Annotated in this window: 2 protein-coding genes and 3 pseudogenes; 2 read left to right on the top strand and 3 right to left on the bottom strand. The window is 59.2% G+C overall.

What is annotated here, in order from left to right; translation table 11 throughout:
• Positions 1-557 (bottom strand): annotated as a pseudogene (locus tag EOA24_RS29360) (transposase); the annotation flags it as partial.
• A gap of 129 nt (positions 558-686) precedes the next feature.
• Positions 687-1,041: pseudogene (locus EOA24_RS29355) on the bottom strand (transposase); the annotation flags it as partial.
• Positions 1,042-1,159: 118 nt separating this feature from the next.
• On the opposite strand from EOA24_RS29355, the gene EOA24_RS29350 reads away from it, so the two are divergent.
• A complete protein-coding gene (locus EOA24_RS29350; RefSeq protein WP_127410351.1) occupies positions 1,160-1,546 on the top strand; it encodes a hypothetical protein in 387 nt (128 codons plus the stop codon).
• Positions 1,547-1,883: 337 nt separating this feature from the next.
• Positions 1,884-3,722, top strand: a complete 1,839-nt coding sequence (locus EOA24_RS29345) for a secretin N-terminal domain-containing protein (RefSeq protein WP_189354320.1) — start codon at positions 1,884-1,886, stop codon at positions 3,720-3,722.
• A 168-nt stretch (positions 3,723-3,890) separates the two neighbouring features.
• On the opposite strand, the pseudogene EOA24_RS29340 reads toward EOA24_RS29345, so the two are convergent.
• A pseudogene (locus EOA24_RS29340) lies at positions 3,891-4,147 on the bottom strand (IS5/IS1182 family transposase); the annotation flags it as partial.

Genomic DNA, 4,147 nt, shown 5'->3' with positions numbered 1-4,147 from the left:
GGCGCGCGTCGAGCAACGGTTCGACGATCTCGGCCAGATCGGGCATGCCTTCGGTGAGCTCGCGGATCCGCTCCTCAAACTTGACCGCACCGACCTTGCCAACCTGGAGACCGAAGTTGCGCAAAAGCCCGCGGATGTCATTCTCGATGGCAATCGCCTTGTCCTTTAAGAGCTTGCGCGCCGTCAGCAGCGCCCGGCGCTTCTGGCTCGTCAGGGTCTTGACATGCACCGGGCGGAGCAGATTGACCCGCATCATCTGCGCGATCCCGCGCGCATCATTGCGGTCGGTCTTGTTCGGCTGCGCCTTCAGGAATGCGTTGACGTGACGCGTCTCAATGCAAACCACTGGCAAGCCGGCTTTGGCAAGCCCCTCGAACAGCCATTGCGACAAAGGTCCGGCTTCAAGCCCGACACGTTCCAACCGCGAGGCGGGATCCTTGCACCCACGCAATATCCTTAGGATGAGTCGGCACTTTCACCTCGCGGCCGCCCGTTTCGTTGACGATGCAAATTGCGGTCTCTTTCACCGAGACGTCCAATCCTGCATAATGTTTCATGCTGCGCTTCTCCTTCCTGATGGCTTGTGGCTGTTCCAGGGAACCGACCACGTTTTATCATCAGCTCGAAGCGCAGCACCTTGATGGCATCACCGCCAAACGATGAGGCTCAAGCCGAATACCCCATCTGTCGATGACGCCGGCGGACGGGCTTGCCGCCCGGCCTTCCCGTTCGCGCGCCGCCATGACGAGTTCATTGTTGATGGCGCGCAGCAATCCTCCGTCCCGCCAGCGCCAGAAGTACTTCTTGCACCGTCGAGAACGGTGGGAAGTCCTTCGGCAAAAGCCGCCATGCTCTGCCCGACGAAGCCATGTAAAGCAGCGCGTTCACAACCTCGCGCAGGTCCGTCTTGCGGGGCCGCCCAATCCGGTTCGCTGCCGGCATCAGCGGCTCGATCAGCGCCCACTCCGCATCCGTCAGGTCGCTTGCGTAGCGCGGGCAGCGCCGTTCATACTGGGGGCGAGTGGTTTCGGTCCAGGGCATCATGATCTCCGTCGAATCTCAGCAATCCGACAGAATCACAACCCGCTGAAATCACTCACCTCTTTTTGGAACAGCCTCTTATTGTCTCGAGGATCAAGTTAGAGACGAATTCGACGAGATGCGGAAGCGAACCGATTGGCTGACAGATGCTAACTCCGCTCTGGCCGCGATACGCGCCAACCGGCCGCCTAACGACAAGGCAATCATACAGTATGGCACATTTGTGGACGGGCAGGGCAAGACCCACGAGGTCCATCAGTGGATGCTCGAGAACGGCATCCCTATCGAGCAGCTCGGAAACGATACCGCCGGCATTCAGTCGGAGTTCGATGCTGCCATCGCCAATCTCAAAGCGCGCATCGATACCGTAAATAGCGAGTCGCAGATGGATTTGATTCGCCTGCAGTCCTTGATGGACAAGGTAAAGAATTGTCTTGAGCTCGCGACCAATTTGTTGGCCAAAGCTGGCAAAGCCAAAGAGAACATCCTCGCCAATATCAGGTAAAGAGCGGATGCAAGGCCGAGGCTCCTTGCCCGGGAATCTAGCGGCATTTGTAGCTAGTCACCTAAAGGATGAGCAGCTGGCTCTTGCAGGCAGAACTACTAAATTACTTTGTCTCCTCTGGTTGCTGTTACCTTTATGGGGGTGCAACGGCAGTGGTGCGATTGCCGAGCGCGGGGTTTTGCTGAATAGGCCGTTTTTCGTCCCGCCTGACCGCGCGTCTGTGCGAGAACGTCGCGGACCGCAGACTAACGGCTTTGAAGTGCTTGGGCAGAGGCAAGCCCAGCCAGTGGCAATCACAGGGGAGCGGAAGCTGCCGGTGGTGTCGGATAGCAGGCGGGTGAGCCTTGACTATGCGAATGCCGACATTCGCCAGGTGGTGCACGATATCGTAGGTGATATCATGAGCATGGCCGTTGTGATCGATCCTGGCGTTGGAGGGAAAATGACCCTTCAGACAGCCGGTCAGGTGCCCGTGAGTGAGGTGCCGAGGCTTCTGGACAAAGCCCTTGCGCCGCACGGCTATGGACTGGCTGCGGGTGAACAAGGAGTGCGGGTGGGTCGCTTGGCTGACCTCGCGGGCGGCATCCAGAGCGGCTTTCAAATTATTCCGGTGCGGTATGTTGATCCGACTGAGGTCATCGGGGTAATCCGACCGAACCTGCAGGAGGGTGTGCATCTCACGCTAGCGCCCGGAGGAAGAGGAATTGTTGTCAGTGGCCCTCCCGGATCACTGAGTTCTGTGCGGGAACTGGTCTACCTCTTTGATACCGACGTCATGCTTCACAAGTCATTCGCGGTGTATCCGCTATTTCAAGCGAGCCCGGCCGAAATTGAGCGAGAACTCAGTTTGTTGTTTACGCAAAATGGCCAAGAGAGAGGGCTTGTCCAATTTGCGGCGCTAGAGCGACTGAATGGTATCCTTGTTGTGGCAGAAGATCCTGCAGCTCTCAAGCAAGTCCGCCAGGCGATCGCTAAACTGGATAGTGCCTCGGAGGCGACGGCAAACATTCACGTGCGTCCACTGCTCTACCGGCGGGCTTCGGAAGCGGCGCATGTGCTGGCGCAAACGTTTGTCGCTGAGGCGCCCAGTGCTGTCCCGCCTGCACAGCCCGCGGGAATGTTCGGCAACCTATCGCTGGGAAGCGGCGTATCCAATCAAGCTAGCCTGCCAGTCAATGCGCCAGGTCTGCCGGCCGAAATGCCAGATGCGACCGTCTCGAGAACGCATCCGATGGGCGAAATGGTGATGTCAGCGAACCGTCTTGGCCTCTCGGCGCCGGTGCGGATCCAGGCGGACCCCGGACAGAACGCGCTCGTAGTACTTGCAGCACCGCACGACTACAAGATCGTTGAGGCCGCGATCCGTCAACTCGACGTCAAGCCTCGGCAGGTTCTCATCCAAGCCATTGTTGCCGAGGTGCGCCTGAATAATGGTCTGCGCTACGGCGTGGACTATCTTCTCTCCACGAAGAGCTTGGGCGCAGCTCGAGATGGTTTGTCGTATGTCTTTCCCAACACGGACGTCAACATTGTGTTGCATGGGTTAAGCGCGCTTGGGGAGGTCAAGGTTGTCTCCGCGCCGCGCATTCTTGCGGTCGACAATCAAACCGCCACGATCCAGGTGGGCGATCAGGTCCCGATCCTCGTTCGATCATCGCAATCCACCGCAAGCGAGAACTCACCGATCGTGAGCGACGTCGAGATGCGCGACACAGGGGTGATCTTGGCTGTTACGCCCAGAATCGGTGCCGGTGGTAGTATAACACTCGACACGTTTCAGGAGGTCAGCACCGGCAACAGGAACACGCTTACCAATGTTCAATCCCCGGTGATCTCGGTGCGCCGCCTCCAGAGTACCGTATTAACCCGAAACGGCGACACGATCGCAATCGGCGGATTAATGCAAGATAGCACCAACCAAGCCAATTCTGGGGTCCCTGTCCTGAAGGACATTCCGCTTTTAGGGGAACTGTTTCGCAGCACGGAATACGGCAAGGAACGGACTGAGCTCTTGATATTGCTCAACCCCCGCGTGGTTGACAGTGACGCCGACGCAAGAGCGCTGACGGAGGAGCTGCGCGAAAAGTTCGAGTCGCTAGCCCCCGATATGGGCCGCCGGCTAACGCCGTCAGCTCAGCCGCAACCGTCGGGCAGACAGCGAAATGGGAGCAGTTGACGTGGGCCGGCGGTGGTTTTTTCATTGGCTCGGCTGCTGGATTGGCGCGCGGACTGTCAATGGGACGTTCGACGCTGCTGCAGGGCGGGAGTGCTCCGATGCTGTGGGACCAGCAGCAGGGACGAATTCGTTGCCAATAGATGGCTATGTGAGGCGAAGCCGTGTTGCCGAGAGCTTGGCGCCGAATTCATAGGGCCTTGCGGGCCTTGCCCTTGCCGATGCATTCGAAGTCGGGAGCATGCAGGGAGTAGACCTTCCTGCCGCGTTCACGCTGGCGCTGGTCCCCGACGCGGCGGGCCAGCGACAGCGGCAGACCGAAGGGCGCCATAAGTTCCGGCCGCCCGGCAATCTTGCGGGTGATGTTGCGGATCACCGCGCCCAGCATGGTGCGCAGCCGCTTGAGCTGCCGCTTGGCCCGCTTGAAC

This window comes from Mesorhizobium sp. M2A.F.Ca.ET.039.01.1.1 (genome assembly GCF_003998035.1).
Lineage (GTDB): Bacteria > Pseudomonadota > Alphaproteobacteria > Rhizobiales > Rhizobiaceae > Mesorhizobium.
This window is presented reverse-complemented; position numbering and strand designations above follow the sequence as displayed.

What these genes read in the sequence shown, in the direction of transcription:
- EOA24_RS29350 (WP_127410351.1), top strand. Translation starts at nt 1,160, where the DNA reads ATGCGGAAGCGAACCGATTGGCTGACAGATGCTAACTCCGCTCTGGCC.